Origin of the sequence: Chitinophaga oryzae (assembly GCF_012516375.2) — a bacterium.
GTDB classification, from domain to species: domain Bacteria; phylum Bacteroidota; class Bacteroidia; order Chitinophagales; family Chitinophagaceae; genus Chitinophaga; species Chitinophaga oryzae.
The window spans coordinates 4,224,641-4,241,223 of record NZ_CP051204.2 but is presented as its reverse complement, the minus strand read 5'-3'; the positions used below and the strand labels follow the sequence as shown (position 1 = coordinate 4,241,223).

Sequence of the window (16,583 nt, the reverse complement as noted above, 5' to 3'; positions counted from 1 at the left end):
AAAAGTTTAATAATGAAGAAGAACTTATATATTACGTATATACTGGCTGCTGGCTTTGCATTCTCCAGCTGTAAGAAATCTTACCTCGATACGGCACCTGTGCTGTCGGTAGAGTCCCAGGACGCATTCGGCTCACCGTCACGCGTAAACGCTGCTATGATCGGCCTCTATGATCTGATGCAGCCCAGCCAGTTTACCAACCACATCTTCCTGACCGTAGATGTAAAAGGCGGCGACCAGCTGATTAAAAGCACCGGCAACTATAACCGCTTCGTTACTGAATACCAGTTCACGGAAGTAGCTAACGGCGGTACAGCCGCACTTTCCTTTATTTTCTGGAAAAGAGCCTTTGAAATGATCTCCAGCTGTAACCAGGCGATCGTCAACCTGCCAAAGTCCCCCATCGCGGAAGACGTAAAGGCCGATTACCTCGCGGAAGCCAGGGTATTAAGGGCCTGGGCCAATCATCAACTGATACGCCTGTACGCGCAGCCGTATGCTGTAAGCCCTGATGGCCTGGGTATCCCTAAAGTGGACAAACCGCTGAAAGCAGATGATCCTACGCCAGCCCGCTCTTCCGTGAAGGAAATCTATGCCTTCATGCTGGAAGACCTTAAGTTCGCGGAACAGAACCTGAAGAAAAGCCGTACCAACGCTTTCCGTATTACCATCAACGCTGTATATGCTTTGCAGGCGCGCCTGTACCTCGATATGGGCAACTGGGCGGAAGCGAGCAACTATGCTAAAAAAGCCCGCGTGGGATATCCGCTGGACCCCGCTGCCACACTGCTGGGCGGCTTTGTGGATAAAACACCGGAGTGGATATGGGGCCTGGACTACCGCACAGATGACAATACCGCCTTCCTGATGCTGGCATCCTTCCAGGAACCGTATGATATCGGTTACAGCACCTTCCGTGCCTCCAAATCTTTCTTTGCGCTTTTTGCAGACAATGATATCCGCAAAAAACAGTTCTACGTGAACCTGGACAAGGTAGAAACTACCGTCGGCGATGCACTGCAACGGGATGACGTAGTGGAAACCAGAGACGGTTACCTGATGAACAAATTCTACTACAGAAGCACTCTGGACCTGGACATGCCACTGATCCGCTCTGCTGAAATGTACCTGATCGAAGCAGAAGCCGAGTCTGAACTGAATAACGACGCGGCTGCACAAACAGCCCTGTTCGAAGTACAGAAAAGAGCGATCACCGGTGCGGTGAAATCCATCAACACCGGCGAAGCACTGAAAACCGAAATCGAAAACGAACGCAGAAAAGAACTGCACGGCGAAGGTTTCCGTTTCTTCGATATCATCAGACGCAAGAAAACACTGGAGAGAACTGCTGCTGACCACTGGAAACCCATCACCCAGGCTTCCGGCAACGGCCGCAACATACTGCCTATCCCGCAGCGTGAGATCGACATCAGCCACCTGGAACAGAACCCGGCTTACAAATAAGCTGTTTTTCAGATAATAGTGTAAAGCCCGCGCAATCGCGCGGGCTTTACTTTTTTTTATACCTTTATGGCTGCCATATAAAAAAACGGCATTGTTGATCCGGTTACCCAAAAAATGTACGACGAATGCAACTCAATTTATCAGATAAAAATTTCTGCCTGTTCCTGCTGACCCAATTCCCTTTTGCCTCCGACGATGAATTGGAAACCATGCTGACTGACTATCTGCCGGAACATTTTTCCATGCCGCCTGGTGAATGGTGGGAAGAACTGACCGGTAAAACAGAAGCGCCATGGGACGGATATACCTATGTACATCGTCTCAACGAGGCCGTAACTTTTTTCGCGGAGTTTCATCCTAACGAAACCATCTACTTCTTCAACGATACTTATCTCGGTAATACCGGCGGTAATTTTCACCTCTCCCTGTTGAGGTGGACAGAGCTGCAGGCTATCATCAGCAAAGACGAAACAGACCCGTCGCTCCTGTTTTTTATGTTGCTGCCACTGGTGGCGGGAAACCGGTCAGAGCTCGCTGAGATAACGGCAGCGATAACTGATCACCTGAAGGAGATGGCGCTGGAACTGCCGGCTGACCAGCTGGAAATCCTCACCCGGTTCCTGGGCAGCCATCTTATCTTCGGGGAGGAAGAAAGCGATATATTTGAACACCTGCCGGATACCGGCTGGGCCATCAACCGCAATCACTCTGAAAGAAACCGCCGCAACAGGGCAGAAGACCTGCGCAGTATCAATCAGCTGATCGGTTCAGCTACTTTATAAACGGAATTATGTGGGAAAAACCAACAGCATGGCCATCTGCCCAAAACCTTCCCGGTGGCAACGGCTACTATTTCATCGACGGTCAGGGTGTCTGCTACAATACATACCCTGTTAAACATGCCGATGCGGAAACATTTGTATGCCGCTTTGACTTTGCAAAGGATAAAGCCCGGTGCTACCGCATGGGAGAGCCTTTTAAAGGAGCAGACCCCACGTCCTTTGAAGTGCTGAACTACTATTTCGCCAAGGACAAACATCATATTTACAACATCGGCGGCGCCGATAAAAAAGTGGATTATGACACGTTTGAGGTGCTGGATACCGGCTTTCAGCTGAATGAACACGGGCAACCCAAAAAGACCACGTCTTATGCGAAAGACAAAAACGGCCTGTGGATGATGGAGTACTATTCGCAGCAGCCTGTCGCCATCAAAGGGATAGACACTGCTGCTTTCAGCCGGATCAACGGCAGCTACGCCAAAGACAGCCGTTATGTGCTGTGGCGGGGTAAAAAACTGAAGAAAGCCGATCCCGGGACCTTTACAGCTTTCAATACCAACTACGGTAAAGATGCAGCTGCCGTGTTCTTCCAGGAACAGGCGCTGGCAAATGCCGATTACGCCACGTTTGAGACTGTGGACACCAATGTCACCATAGCGAAAGACAAAGACCGCTTTTATCATTTCGGGGAAGAAATTACCGCCGCTGAGTTTGCGGAGTGCCTGAAAGATGTGCTGACCGGCGGGTGATGCTGCCGGACCGATAGAAACGTTTATCCCTGCCCGTTTCCCGTTAAACCTCCTTTATTTGAGCATGGCGGCTCCGGTCGCCGTGCTTTACCCCTTTAGTGACGGCCATCACTATCCTGTTTTCCTGTTTTTTGTTAAATTTAGTTGAGTGCCGCCTTTCATCTTTCTCCTCACACAAAAACTACCTCCCATGTCCACCTTAACCAAATTCTATTACCCACTGCCTGTAAGGGTAAGCGAGCATGCAAACTTCCTTGATAACCTGGTAAATGAGTGGTTATCAGCATATGATTGTTTAGATGCAAACCAAAAAAAGAAGATGCTGAATGGTAAATTCGGCAACCTCGCCGCGCATTTTTTCCCGCTGGCATCTCTTCCCCAGCTCATCTGGATGACGCGCTGGAACCTCACCTTCTTTGTCTTTGATGATTTCTATGGCCCGTTGCCGCTCGGGGAGCTGAGCGCCAAAATACAACGGGCGATGGAGATTTTACAGGGCGCTCCGCTGACGAAAGACGATAATGAGATTTTCCGGCAGATGTTCATCATGAGAAAAGAGATATTGCCGCATGTCGAAGGCAATCTCTTCTGGATGGACCAGTTCAACGCCAGTATGGGACTGTTCTTCGAAGGGATGAAGGCAGATACCGCTTTCAGTTACCGGGAAGAAGTAAGATATCCCCGGCTGAAAGAGTACCTCGTGCTGCGGGAGAAAATCGTAGCCACGTACCCGTTACTCGACTTTGCGGAGATTGAAGTACATGCCATCCTGCCGCCTCCCGTGATCAACGATCCCGTGCTTCGCCGCCTCCGCCAGCTGGCCTGCCGGCTCGTCTCCTGGAGCAACGATGTCTACTCACTGAAAAAGGAGCTGGAAGATCATGAGGCCATGAACCTGGTGCTCGTAATTAAAGAAGAGTTCAACTGTTCCACGGAAGAGGCGATCGACCGGGCGGTGGATATCCATGAGCGGGACCTGTCGGCCTTCCTGGAGCTTTCCAACAACCTCCCCGGTAACTATGGGCCCTATGGGGCAGCGGTGAGAAGGTATGTCGATGCCATCGGCCTGCTCTTGTCAGGACACATCGAATGGTATGACCACACCCTCAGATACTAACCGCCGCCGCTCCCTCATTTCGCTTATGCTATTTGTTAATAGCGTCTGTGTTAACATGTGATTAACAATTTCCTTCCCTCATTTGGTTAAATTCATGTCAAGTAAAAGTAATGGCCGCGGCCCGCCTCACCAGGCTTACCTTCCACCATTTTTGAACGCTGATGTTATGATACCCTCATCATATGTTGATGCGACTAAACCGGTAAATGTGATAACAGACGATCTTAAGGCAGCATCCGTGAAAAAGGCAATCCGTATCTTTAGCCAGATCACCGCTGTTGTCGCTATTTCAGCCGGATTGATGATTTATCTTGTGGTAAAACCTTCACTGGCCATTCTGATTCCTGCTATCATCGAATGCCTGGGATTTCTCATCATATTACGTATCAACGAAAAAACAGACTACCGGGTAACTTCCCTGCTCTATTTTACGCTGCAGAATATAGCCACGCTGTATTTCGGACTGGTATTGGAACCGGCCGCCGGTGTACATATCATGTGCCTGTTCAACGCGGGGATCGTCATCATCCTGTATACGTCCCGGCGGGACCGCTGGCTCGCATGGACGGTGGTCGGGATCCTTTTTTTTATCATGGTGTTGAACTACGCCTACCGGTTCGTACCGGTAGTGATCCCTAGTGCGAACAACCTGCTGACGTATATTATCTACCCGGTTATTTTCCTGCATATCCTCATCGTATTCAACCTGTATGCGGATGTGAACCATAAACTGGTGGAGAAAGAGCGGTTACAGACGAACGAACTGTATGAGAAAACGCAGCAGCTGGAAAAACTGGACCGTTTCAAGAACGCCTTTATCGCCGAAAATTCTCATGAGCTCCGAAGCCCCATCCAGATAATCTTCACCATCAGTGAAATGCTGAAAGCGAAGGTGATGGGCAAAGCCGGGCTCCTGTCTGCACAGGAACTGGTAAATGATCTGCATATCTCGGTAGACCATGCCAGAAGCATTATCAACAATGGGCTGGTGTTTTCCAAGCTGGAACAGGGCCTGCCTAATCCAGCCAATAGCCAGCCGCTCAATATCAGGCGGTTCATCGCTGATATCCGCACTATCTACCAGTACTACGGAAAACAGCGCAATATCCATATTGATTATTCGGTAACTGCCTCATTCCCGAATAACATCCTTACGGATAAAGTCAAGCTGAAACAGATACTGGGCAACCTCATTGAAAACGCTATCAAATACAACCGGGAAGGAAGTAACATTTTCGTCCGGATACAGGAGACGGCCGCCACTTTCAGGATCGTTATAGAAGACCAGGGGCCGGGACTGTCCGCCGAACAGGCTGACCGGATCTTTGATCTCTACGCTACCAGCAATCCCGGTACCGGCAGCGGCATAGGCCTCTATGTCACCAAAAAGCTGGTCACGCTGCTGGGAGGTACTATTCAGGCCTCCGGCAAGCCGGGAAAAGGAACCACCTTCACCCTCGTGTTCCCGCTGCATCCCACTTATGAAGAGGAAGAACATAGCAGGTACAACGACTACTTCGATGGCAGGGGATTAAAAGCACTTGTCATCGAAGACGATTCCTTTACGCAGAAATACCTCAGCAAATTCCTGGAAACCTACCTCGGCTTTGAAGCGGAGATAGCAGGTACCGGAGCTAAGGCGCTGGAAATGAGCCGCAACAGCGACTATGCTGTTATTTTCCTGGATGCCTATCTTCCTGACATACGACTGGCCGACCTGATATCAGCCTTCTCCAAAGAAAGACAACAGGCGCCCATCGTGCTCACTTCCGGTGCATCAAGGGAGAGTATCAGGGAAGAACTAAGCCCGGAAGAACAGGTGCTGCTCAACAATATAAAAGGGTTCCTCTCCAAGCCCTATTCCTTTGATGAAATCAGTACCTTTCTGATGGAGAACATAGCACAGCATAAAAACCTGTAGCGGCCTGCCCGTTTTCCTGCTTATGCTGTAACCGTATTTCCGTGAATTGTCTTTCTTTTGGGTAAGCAAAGGCTTACCGACCTTTTAGCAAAACACTATGAAGAAAAAAACGCTGCAAACTATTGCTGTTGCGGCCGGTGTAGCCGGCCTGATGGCATTGAGCCCTGTACCTGAAGACAAAGACCTTTCCCGCCGGGCAGGCGATTATTTTGAACAGATCCGCCGTGATCCGCTGTTACTGACTGCCTTTTTTACGGCGATGCCTAAAGGGGGAGATCTTCATCACCATTTTTCAGGGTCGATGTATGGAGAGACCTACTGGCAGATCCTTGCTGACCATAACGGCTGGATCAACACTTCAACAATGGATGTCGACACGCCCGGCACTGAGCACGCCCTGCCCTGGAAACGTTTTGCGGCACTGCCGCGCGATGCACGGTTTGACTCACTGAAACAGGCGTTTCTGCGGTCAGTGTCCGCGAAAGATTACGAAGCATCGCTGCGCCCATCGGACGAGCATTTTTTTGCCACCTTCGGGAAGATGTCTTTCGTTGCCTCATTTGGCATGGAGGAAGGGTTACGCGAACTGAAGCAGCGGGCGGTCAGTGAAAACGTTCAGTATATAGAAACCCAGACGGGCCAGCCGGATATGCGTATCGACCAGCCGGAAAGCGCTGACTGGGAGAAATCGCTGACAGGCGTCTCCCTGAAAGACAGCCTCGTGGTATTCGGCATCCTGGACAAAGTACGGGATTCGCTGCTCGCACATGGGGCAGTCCATTGGGCGGACAGCTGCCGCCGCCGGATGGCGGAGATACACCGCAATGCTAACGTGGACGATAGTACGTTTATATTACGGTATCAGCTCAGCGCTTCCAGGGCCGGCGCTCCGTTAAGCGTGTACCGGCGGTTAATGCTGGCTTTCGAGGTGGCCAGCCGGGATTCGCTGGTAGTGGGCGTAAACCTGGTGTCCCGGGAAGACGGGGAAGTGTCGATGAGGGATTATCAGTTGCACATGCTCATGTTCGCTCATCTGGACCGCAACTATCACGGACGGGTACCTTATTCGCTGCATGCCGGGGAATTGACTGCCGGTATGGTCAGGCCGGAACAGCTGCGCTCCCATATCACGGAGGCGGTGATGGTTGCCGGCGCCAGAAGGATAGGACACGGGGTTGACATCGCTTATGAATCAGCCTGGAAAACTGTCCTGGACCATATGGCCCGCAAGAAGATCCCGGTCGAAATCAATTTGAGCAGTAATGAATTTATCCTGAAAGTGCAAAATGAACTGCATCCGGTATTGTTGTATTTTACCCACAAAGTACCCGTTGTTATCAGTACAGATGATGCCGGCGTGCTCCGGACAGACCTTACCCGGCAATATGTATTACTGGCCACCCGCTACCCGTCATTGCGGTATGCAGATATCAGGCAGATAGTCAGCAACAGCATCCGGTATAGCTTTATACGGCCTGCTGCACTGAAGGAAGAAAAGTTGCGTCAACTGGATATTGCCTTCGCACGGTTTGAGCAGCAGTTGCTCCGTTACGGTACCGGAAAGGTAATCCGTTGATGGCCCTGTAGAATCCTTTACAGATAATCGTTTCCAAAACCCTTAGTTCAAAATGCTGGTTTCCCGGTATTGTCATGGGTAGCATACCATCCTACCTTTGGGTCATTCATTTTAACCTTCAATACACATAAATGGGAACTAGAAAAGCAAAAAACATTGTTTGGGGACTGTGCCTTGCGGCGATGGCCAGTGTAGTATTTACCGGTTGCAGCAAAAAAGATGACCCGGCGCCAGCCAATAAAATTACGATTAAATATACAGTGACCGCGACAGGGGTTACCGCCGAAGATGATGTTGAAATCTGGGCAAATGCCGGCAATCATGATGCCAGCCAGTATGGAGCCTCCGTATGGAAGATCAACGGTGCAGATCAGGGTAATGCCGATGACGTTAACGTAGATGAAACGAAATTCCTGGGCGCTACAAAGACCTATGTTTTTGAAACTGTTAAATCATTCGATTTTGGCAGCTTAAGTGTAGCTGTAAGCAATAGGGAAGGTGCGCCGATTATCGTAAGTTATAAGGCAGAAATCAACGGGACAGTGCAGACAAATGCTCAGAATATTTCTGTTGCAGCAGGAACGCGTCATGACAAACAATTTACTTACAAAGGTCAGTAATAGGTTCAACTCAGCGGTTCAGCTGATTTCATAATTGTTACAATAAATAGCAAAACAAGCAAACAAGCGAAGCGGTGCACGTCTGTGCGCCGCTTCGCTATTACAGGGCTGCCTGTATGGATAAGGCATGATGGAAGATGTTCAGCGGGTCCCATTGGGCTTTCACCCGTTGCAGCCTGGGATAATTGTCTTTGTAATAGAGCGTGTGCCACGGTGTGCCGGAGCGGTTCCAGGCGGCATCGGCCAGGTCGGTGTCCGGATGATTGATCATAGCCCCGTCGGTTTGTTCGTTCGGCACCGGTACACCACCGGTATCCGGGAAGAGGTCCCTGTAAAAATGCCGGACCCATTCGAGGCTGGCCGCCGCTCCCCGGGGATCCATCCATCCCGTGTTGCAGGCCACGTCCATGATACAGCTCCGTTGGGCGGTGGCGGTGGCATCTGGTGCAACAGTATTGACTTTGCCGCCGTAGGTGGCCATACCCAGGCCGCCGCCGATGGGAACTGCTGCGTTGAGATAACGGTAGGCAGTCGCCATCTGGCTGTCCGTCAGCGGCTGACGGAACCAGGCGTCTTTCACTTTGGAATGTATATTGTCCAGGCCCGGTTGAAACAGTTCCGGAAACGGATTAAGAGCAAAGCGTAACCAGGGCGTTTCTTCGGTCTGCAGAGAATAAGGAACGCCAACAGGTACTGCCACATCGGCCAGATGATGGTCTATCAGCTGGCGGGCATTGGCTCCGGTGGCCAATCCCTTAATATCTACTTTACCAATATTCCGGTGGTTCAGAAAAAGTATGCTGAATAAAGGGAGGCTGGGGGAGTCGGGGCTGCTGTTTTCCAGGCACCAGGCACCGAAATTTTTCGTTAGCCGGTTAAAAGCGCTTTCATCCAACTGCTGCCAGTCCCACGATACCCGGAAAGTGGTCACGGATGACGGCGCCAGGGGCAATGCAGTGTACGGGTCATTGCCGGTAGCATCCGCAGCACGAAGCCAGTAGCGGGTAACGATTCCGAAGTTACCGCCGCCGCCGCCGGTATGCGCCCACCAGAGCTCCCGGTCAGGATCATCTGTTTCCCGTGTAGCGATGACGGCATGGGCTTTCCCGGAAGCGTCGACCGTTACTACTTCCACGGCATAAAGATAATCTGCTGCCAGACCGTATTCCCGGCAGAGAAAACCAAAAGCGCCGCCCAACACATGCCCGCCCATGCCAATGCCGGGATGTTCGCCCGCGGGCAATACCACGCCCCAGCCGAGAAAAAGCTTCCTGTACATTTCTCCCACGGTGGCGCCGGCCTCTACGGCAAAGGCCGCCCGTCCGGCGTCGTAATAAATATCGCTCATCATCGACAGGTCGAGTAATACCTGTACGGCAGGATCTGTTACAAAGCCCTCCAGGCAATGGCCGCCACTGCGTACCACCAGCCTGCGCCGGCTGCTGACCGCTTCCTGCACGGCCGCTGTTACTTCTTCCGTGGATGCTGGTAAAACAATGTATTCAGGTTTTCCGGCAAAACGTTTGTTGAACCGCTTTTCTGCAAGATCGGCATAGCGTATATCCTGCGGGGTGATTTTTTCCATAGCATTCGTTTGATAAAGATATGTTTGTCGTGGATAGCAACTTGTTGTTGGATCGCCGGAGACGGCGCACATGACCCTGAATAAAGATAATACTTGCCGGAAAATTTACAAACGCAAACCTGTTGACGAAACAGGGTAAAGCACGATAAATTAACGAATACGGTATATATTGCAGGCGAAAACCAAGGCGATAACCAGCTAAAAAATCAGCCAAAAACTATATTTCTATGGCAAAAACCGGTGCAGAAAAAGTAGATGCGTTCATGGAGCGTTCCGAAAAATGGCGGGAGGAGTTTGAAAAACTGAGAGACATTCTACTCGATTGTCAGTTGACAGAAGAATTAAAATGGGGTGTTCCCTGTTACACGTACAACGGTACCAACGTGGTGCTGATGCACGGCTTTAAGGAATACTGCGCATTGTTATTCTTTAAAGGCGCACTGATGGCCGATCCGGAGGGCATCCTCGTGATACAGTCGGAGAACGTGCAGGCTACCCGTCAGGTCCGTTTTACCAATGTAAAGGAGATTGTAAAGATGACACGTATGTTGAAATCTTACGTGTTTGAAGCCATCGAAATAGAGAAAGCCGGTTACCAGGTGCAATATAAAAAGACGGAAGAATTTAACATGCCGGAAGAGTTCCGGCAAAAGCTGGATAAATTACCGGCGTTGAAAAAAGCCTTTGAGGCGCTAACGCCCGGGCGGCAACGGGGCTACCTGCTTTATTTTTCGGCAGCCAAACAAGCCAAAACACGGATGTCGAGGATCGAAAAATATATGGAACATATCCTTGATGGAAAAGGATTGAACGACTAAAACAAAACAGCCTCCCTCAGGGAGGCTGTTTTGTTTTCCTTTATTTCATACCGTTAGCGGTGCAAATCAAACCGGTCAAGGTTCATCACTTTATTCCACGCTGCCACGAAGTCTTTCACAAATTTCTCCTGTCCGTCGGCACTGCCGTATACTTCCGCAATGCAACGCAGTTCAGCATTGGCGCCAAATACCAGGTCGGCGCGGGTGCCTGTCCATTTTACTTCCCCGGTGCTGCGGTCGCTGCCTTCATAGATTTCCTTATCAGGGCCGGTCGCTTTCCAGGCGGTCCTCATGTCGAGCAGGTTGACAAAGAAATCGTTCGTCAGCTGACCCGGGCGCCTGGTAAAGACGCCATGTTTAGAGCCGTCGAAGTTGGTTTCGAGTACACGCAGGCCGCCCAGCAATACCGTCAGCTCGGGAGCGGTGAGTGTCAGCAGCTGCGCTTTGTCGATCAGCAGTTCCTCGGTGGACACCGGGATTTTAGCCTTGCGGTAATTACGGAAACCGTCTGCCTGCGGTTCCAGGAAGCCGACAGATTCCACGTCGGTCTGTTCCTGGGAAGCATCCATGCGGCCGGGCGCAAATGGCACGGTTATATTATGTCCTGCATCTTTGGCGGCTTTTTCGACGCCTGCGCAACCGGCCAGCACGATCATATCAGCCAGGGAGACTTGCTTCGCACCATTGAAGTCTTTCCGGATAGCTTCCAGTGTGCTCAGCACCTTATCCAGCTGAGAAGGGTTATTGACCTGCCAGTATTTCTGCGGGGCCAGCCGGATACGGGCGCCATTGGCGCCACCGCGCTTGTCGGAGCCGCGGAAAGTAGATGCGGACGCCCATGCCGTGGAAACCAGTTCAGATACGGTCAGGCCGGAGGCCAGTATGGCTGTTTTTAACGCTGCGATGTCGTTCTCATCGATCAGCGGATGATTTACTTCAGGGATGGGGTCTTGCCAGATCAGGACCTCTGACGGCACATCGGGGCCAAGATAGCGGCTGCGCGGGCCCATGTCGCGATGCGTCAGTTTAAACCACGCCCTCGCAAAAGCGTCTGCAAATTCATCCGGGTGTTCGAGGAAACGTCTGGAGATCTTTTCGTATACCGGATCAAAACGGAGGGACAGGTCGGTGGTGAGCATCCTGGGCAGGTGTTTTATATTACCGTCATAAGCATCGGGGATGATGCTGTCGGCATTGGTAGCTACCCATTGGTGTGCACCGGCCGGACTTTTAGTCAACTGCCAGTCGAAGGCGAACAGGTTTTCGAAGAAGTTGTTGCTCCATTGCGTGGGCGTTTTGGTCCAGATGACTTCCAGGCCGCTGGTAATGGTATCGGCGCCTTTACCGGTACCGTGGCTGTTGGCCCAGCCGAGTCCCTGCAGCTCTATGTCTGCCGCTTCCGGCTCTTTGCCTACATGGGAAGAAGGGGCGGCGCCATGGGTTTTACCGAAGCTGTGGCCTCCTGCGATGAGGGCGACCGTTTCTTCGTCGTTCATGGCCATCCGGCCAAAAGTATCACGGATATCTTTCGCTGCGGCGATCGGGTCGGGATTGCCGTCAGGACCTTCGGGATTTACATAGATAAGTCCCATCTGTACGGCTGCCAGCGGTTTTTCCAGGTTACGGGAGTGTATATCTCCATCTGCGTCTTCATCTGTTACCGTTACACCGTGGTTTTCTGCTACGCCCGGGGAACCGTGCGCATAACGCAGGTCGCCCCCCAGCCAGGTGGTTTCTGCGCCCCAGTATACGGATTCATCCGGTTCCCAGGCGTCTTCGCGGCCGCCTGCAAAACCGAATGTTTTAAAGCCCATGGATTCCAGCGCTACGTTACCGGTAAGGATCAGCAGGTCGGCCCAGGAGAGCTTTTTGCCATATTTCTGTTTGATGGGCCACAGCAGCCGGCGTGCTTTGTCCAGGCTGACGTTGTCGGGCCAGCTGTTGAGCGGCGCGAACCGTTGCTGTCCGGACCCTGCGCCACCACGGCCATCGCCTACGCGATAGGTGCCGGCACTATGCCAGGCCATACGAATGAACAATGGACCATAGTGACCGAAATCGGCCGGCCACCAATCCTGAGAATCGGTCATCAGCGCATGAAGGTCTTTTTTTACGGCTTCCAGGTCAAGCGTCTTGAAAGCTGCCGCATAGTCGAAATCTTTATCCATCGGATCCGATAGGGACGAGTTTTGACGGAGCAGACTAACTTTCAACTGATTGGGCCACCAGTCGGGATTCCTGGTGCCGCCACCGCCAACATTATGCTTCATTGTGCCATTGTGAAATGGGCATTTACTGATGTCTTTTACTTCTTTTTCCATTTGTTTCAATTTTGGGTATGGAAGGAATATGTGCTTGCACCTTTTTTACAGATGCGGTCCGGTAAAAGTAAAGGCATTAGGGATATAGGAAAAATCAATTAGTTCTATAATCTGATAGTTAAAACCTATTCGTTGGACATGCTGTCGGCGAGGAATCATCTGTCGATATGGATGCGCACCGCGCTGCGACACGGTTTGCCGGTTTTACTTCTAATATACTAAATTTAAGGATTATCTCCGCTGTTGTAAAGTAAGGCACTGCCCTTTTTGGACGCGCTGATGGCCGCAGCGCTGTATGACAGCATCTCCTGTTCATAATTTAATAATGTTTCCATCAGGGGGAGATGACCATCTGCCGACTTTTTCAGGTGTGCTGCCAGCGCGGCGGCATCCCGTAAAGCGGTATTGGCGCCCAGCCCGGCAGCAGGACTCATGGTGTGTATGGCATCACCGCTAACGGTTACACGTACCTGCTGAGAGCGACCTCCCTGCACCGAGTGCCGCACAGGCACAATAGCGCCGGCGGTGACTGCCGCTCCGGTAAACAAAGGGCTCAGCGCATCAGGAAATGTGCTGGTAGCCTGCGCAACGGCCTCCTGTAACTGCGGAACAGAGAGCCTTAGCGACTGGCCGGGCTGCAACCCGAAACTGCTGCGCTGACCAATCAGTGCCCAATAGAGATAATCTTCCGGAGGCATAACGGAAGATCGCGTGGTCCGGTTAAACTGCATCACGTCGATAATACCGGCAATGTTTTCTCCGAAAATAACATTGGTGCCCTCCCGGAGCAACTGCTGAAGTTCCCCGTTCCATGGAGCTTTACCATAGATGCAGATGTCGCCGGTATCATGCAGGGAAGTGCCGGGAAAACAGCCGGCCACCAGCGTGGAAGCAGCGCCATTGGCTATTACCAGCACATCTGCCGTGGCAGTCTCTCCATCGGCGAACAGGCACTGTATCGTCTGGTCGGGCTGTTCACTGTATGCGGTAAGCTCCTTGCCAAAATGTACATGGTCTTCAATGCCCTGCATCAGCACCCGCCGTAACGTGTGCCGGTCAGCCTTCAGGTCGGCAGGTATTTCCCGCTCGTCTCTTATCCATTGGTCCACCCATTTGTCTTCCATCGTCTGCATCCGGGTATCGAGCGTATACACGGGCGCCGGCAGGGCGGCAGTGTTCTCAAAGGCATTATATAAATCGGACGGAAGGCAGGCAGCCAGCGCCTGTTGGCCGCTATGGTCTATCCTGATGCGGTAGCCCTGTGTCCTGCTGTCGAAAGCAGCATCTCTTTCATATACTTCAAAACCGATTCCGGCTTTGCTTAATCCCTGTGCCAGGCAAAGGCCGCCCAGGCCGGCGCCTGCAATAATTACTTTCATGTGTTGTATGTTTTACCGGCAAAGCTCCGGCACAAACGCATACTGAAAAATGGACAAACACCGGGATGCCTGGTACTATTTTCGGGAATGGGCACGAAATTGTTGTGGCGTTAGCCCTGTTTTTTTCCGGAATAGCCTGGAGAAGTAAGCATGGTCTTCATATCCCAGCCCATGTGCTATTTCTTTGATCGTTTCGTCGGTATGGTACAACCGCCGCCGGGCTTCGAGCATCAGTTGCTCATGTATCCAATGGTGGACCGTAAACCCCGACTGGGCGCTTACCGTTTCGCTCAGATAAGCGGCCGATATATGCAAGGCCGCTGCGTATGCGGAAGGGGTCCGTAACGTAAGGTAATGATTGACCAGCAACGCCCTGAACTGGCGCATGATCATTTCAGGCCGGTTGCTGTTGGTGTCTGCTTGTTGACCGTCTTTATACGCGCCGGTAAAGATACCGGTGCACACATCGATGGCGCCGGCCAGCATCTGCTGGCGGAAAAACATGTCTGCCGGCTGTTCCAGCAGCTGTTCCAGTAATTGCAGTCCCTGAAGCAATATGCCGGTAGCAGCGGTGTCGAGGGAAGCCGGCTGCTGCATGCCGTTAACGGTTTCAAGGGCTCCGCTGTAAATAGCCGGTATCAATGAAGGGGCCAGGGATAACGCTACCGCCTGTACCTGATCGGCACGGGTGCAGACATGTACCTGTCCCGGGTATACGTAGATAACTTCATTTTGCCGGAGGTCGTGCTGTTTAAAGTCGATCATAAACCGGCAGCTGCCGCTTGTTACCAGCAGAAAAAGATAATGGTCGTCCCGGTGTGCCTCCGGCTGAAGGATATCACCGGTGCCGGCCGCGTGCAACCGCCGCAGCACGACGCCGTGACCGTGGGCTGTTTCCAGCGTATGAATCGGAATAACTGTTTTCCCGCGCCTCATGACAATAGCAGTTATTGGTGCAAGATCCGGTTTTTTCTATATTTACCATCATTCCGCCACCTGTTACTCATTTACCATGAAAAAACTGATCTCCTTTTGCTCCCTGATACTTGTTTGTTCCGCTGCCTCTGCCCAAACCGGTATTGCTTTCTTTAAAGGCTCCTGGAAAGAACTACTGGAGGAGGCCCGCCTGCAGCACAGGATGATCTTTGTAGATGTGTATACCGAATGGTGCGGCCCCTGCAAATACATGGACCGGGAAGTGTTTACCGATCCCGGCGTGGCCCGGAAATACGCAGACCAGTTTATTGCCTATAAACTGGACGCTGAAAAAGGAGAGGGCGTGACGCTGGCCCGTAAGTATAACGTAGGCGCCTATCCGACGTTTCTGTTCCTGAACAGTGACGGTTACCTGGTGCATAAGGCAGTCGGCGAAAGAGAAAAGATGCCTTTTACCCAACTGGCGGATGTGGCGGTACAAGCGGGCGCTGACAGGAATAACCCGGGCAATCTTGAAAAGATGTTCAACGAAGGGAACCGGGAGCCGGGGTTTCTCAGGAACTATCTTTCCCGCCTTGCAGCGGCCGATCTGGACAACAGCGAAGTGCTGGACGCCTATTTTGCCGCTATCCCAGCACAGGTATTGAACAACGACAGTACATTGTTGTTTTTGGCCCGCCAGGTCAACGGGACACGATCAGCCACTTTGATGTACCTGATGGACCACTATCATCTTCTCAGCGACGCTTCCAAAGCACAGGTGACAGGCCGTCTTTTCGAAAAACTGGTCAGAAAGGGTGCCGGCACCGCGTTCACAGACCGGCGGCTGGTGGAGTATAATGCGCTGCTGGCATTCGGGAAGCAGTTATACGGCCTCAATGCCGGCCAATATAAGTTCCTGAACCGTCTCGATCTCCTCTACAGTACACTGGTGAGGGACTACAGCCTGCTGAAAAAGGCAGGTTACACGATGACTGAGAAAGCCTTCAGCGTTTCCATAGATTCTATCCGCCGGGAAGACAAACGGCGTTATGATAAAATCATGCAGCCTTTTTTGAGCGGGGAGCAAGACAGCACCAAAATGCCGGGGTTTGCGGAGGAGCGGAAAATCGTCGCCCAAATTTATTCAAGAGAAATCAGCGACCAGTTGTATACAGCTGCCCATGCCTTTGCGCAGCTGCCGGCATCGGAAAAACAAGCATTGGCAGACGCCCTGCAATGGGCCAGGCGGTGTAATGAGCTGATGCCTGAAATCAAAGGACTGGCAGATTTGATACAGGAACTGGAAAAGAAAAAAGACAATAAAAGACAATAA

At 51.7% G+C, this 16,583-nt stretch carries 13 protein-coding genes; 9 read left to right on the top strand and 4 right to left on the bottom strand.

The genetic code is table 11. The features are described from left to right. The first annotated feature begins 12 nt into the window (after positions 1-12). From HF324_RS17635 to HF324_RS17605, 7 genes are all read left to right on the top strand, one after another. The gene (locus HF324_RS17635; RefSeq protein ID WP_168803727.1) at positions 13-1,464 is read left to right on the top strand and encodes a RagB/SusD family nutrient uptake outer membrane protein; all 1,452 of its coding nucleotides are present in this window, start codon (positions 13-15) and stop codon (positions 1,462-1,464) included. A gap of 125 nt (positions 1,465-1,589) precedes the next feature. Continuing rightward, positions 1,590-2,246 (top strand): Imm19 family immunity protein, encoded by a 657-nt coding sequence (locus tag HF324_RS17630; protein WP_168803726.1) that lies wholly within the window; start codon positions 1,590-1,592, stop codon positions 2,244-2,246. Between the two features lie 8 nt (positions 2,247-2,254). Continuing rightward, on the top strand, positions 2,255-2,995 hold the full coding sequence (locus HF324_RS17625) for a DKNYY domain-containing protein (RefSeq protein WP_168803725.1): 741 nt from the start codon (positions 2,255-2,257) through the stop codon (positions 2,993-2,995). Positions 2,996-3,314: 319 nt separating this feature from the next. Beyond that, positions 3,315-4,112 carry a terpene synthase family protein gene (locus HF324_RS17620; RefSeq protein ID WP_168860375.1) on the top strand — a complete coding sequence of 266 codons (798 nt, stop codon included), beginning with the start codon at positions 3,315-3,317 and terminating at the stop codon, positions 4,110-4,112. Positions 4,113-4,350: 238 nt separating this feature from the next. Then, on the top strand, positions 4,351-6,033 hold the full coding sequence (locus HF324_RS17615; RefSeq protein ID WP_168860374.1) for a hybrid sensor histidine kinase/response regulator: 1,683 nt from the start codon (positions 4,351-4,353) through the stop codon (positions 6,031-6,033). A gap of 97 nt (positions 6,034-6,130) precedes the next feature. Continuing rightward, on the top strand, positions 6,131-7,609 hold the full coding sequence (locus HF324_RS17610) for an adenosine deaminase family protein (protein WP_168803722.1): 1,479 nt from the start codon (positions 6,131-6,133) through the stop codon (positions 7,607-7,609). A gap of 131 nt (positions 7,610-7,740) precedes the next feature. Continuing rightward, on the top strand, positions 7,741-8,229 hold the full coding sequence (locus tag HF324_RS17605) for a hypothetical protein (RefSeq protein ID WP_168860373.1): 489 nt from the start codon (positions 7,741-7,743) through the stop codon (positions 8,227-8,229). A gap of 100 nt (positions 8,230-8,329) precedes the next feature. On the opposite strand, the gene HF324_RS17600 is transcribed toward HF324_RS17605, so the two are convergent. Continuing rightward, a complete protein-coding gene (locus HF324_RS17600) occupies positions 8,330-9,814 on the bottom strand; it encodes an FAD-binding oxidoreductase (protein WP_168860372.1) in 1,485 nt (494 codons plus the stop codon). Positions 9,815-10,041: 227 nt separating this feature from the next. Between HF324_RS17600 and HF324_RS17595 the strand changes: the two genes are divergently transcribed. Next, positions 10,042-10,632 carry a YdeI/OmpD-associated family protein gene (locus HF324_RS17595; RefSeq protein WP_168803719.1) on the top strand — a complete coding sequence of 197 codons (591 nt, stop codon included), beginning with the start codon at positions 10,042-10,044 and terminating at the stop codon, positions 10,630-10,632. 53 nt (positions 10,633-10,685) lie between these two features. On the opposite strand, the gene katG is transcribed toward HF324_RS17595, so the two are convergent. The 3 genes from katG to HF324_RS17580 form a co-directional block, all read right to left on the bottom strand. Beyond that, a complete protein-coding gene (gene katG / locus HF324_RS17590) occupies positions 10,686-12,953 on the bottom strand; it encodes a catalase/peroxidase HPI (RefSeq protein WP_168860371.1) in 2,268 nt (755 codons plus the stop codon). Between the two features lie 224 nt (positions 12,954-13,177). Continuing rightward, on the bottom strand, positions 13,178-14,332 hold the full coding sequence (locus HF324_RS17585) for an FAD-dependent oxidoreductase (protein WP_168860370.1): 1,155 nt from the start codon (positions 14,330-14,332) through the stop codon (positions 13,178-13,180). A 75-nt stretch (positions 14,333-14,407) separates the two neighbouring features. Continuing rightward, a complete protein-coding gene (locus HF324_RS17580; protein WP_168860369.1) occupies positions 14,408-15,268 on the bottom strand; it encodes an AraC family transcriptional regulator in 861 nt (286 codons plus the stop codon). 76 nt (positions 15,269-15,344) lie between these two features. Between HF324_RS17580 and HF324_RS17575 the strand changes: the two genes are divergently transcribed. Further along, on the top strand, positions 15,345-16,583 hold the full coding sequence (locus HF324_RS17575; RefSeq protein ID WP_168860368.1) for a thioredoxin family protein: 1,239 nt from the start codon (positions 15,345-15,347) through the stop codon (positions 16,581-16,583).